This is a genomic window from Stenotrophomonas sp. GbtcB23, from assembly GCF_019091045.1.
Taxonomy (GTDB): domain Bacteria; phylum Pseudomonadota; class Gammaproteobacteria; order Xanthomonadales; family Xanthomonadaceae; genus Stenotrophomonas; species Stenotrophomonas rhizophila_A.
Genome location: NZ_JAGXKC010000661.1, coordinates 1 through 238, shown reverse-complemented (window position 1 = coordinate 238; position 238 = coordinate 1). Strand labels below are relative to the sequence as shown.

Annotated in this window: 1 pseudogene; it reads left to right on the top strand. The window is 79.0% G+C overall.

Going from position 1 to position 238, the window contains the following annotated elements:
• Positions 1-238 (top strand): annotated as a pseudogene (locus KVS69_RS20480) (nicotinic acid mononucleotide adenylyltransferase); the annotation flags it as partial.

Below are 238 nucleotides of genomic sequence, written 5' to 3'. Positions count from 1 at the left end.
CGGCGGCCGATCCGCCGCACCGGCAGGCCCCCGGTGCCAATGCCGCCCAGCGGGCGGAGATGCTGGCGCTGGCGCTCGGCGATGAGCCGGGACTGCTGCTGGACCGGCGCGAGCTGGAACGCGCCCAGCGCCAGCCGGCGGCCCCTTCCTACACCGTCGACACGCCGCGCGAGCTGCGTGCCGGGCTGGGCCCGCGCCAGCCCCTCGCCTGGCTGGTAGGCGCCGACCGCCTGCTGGG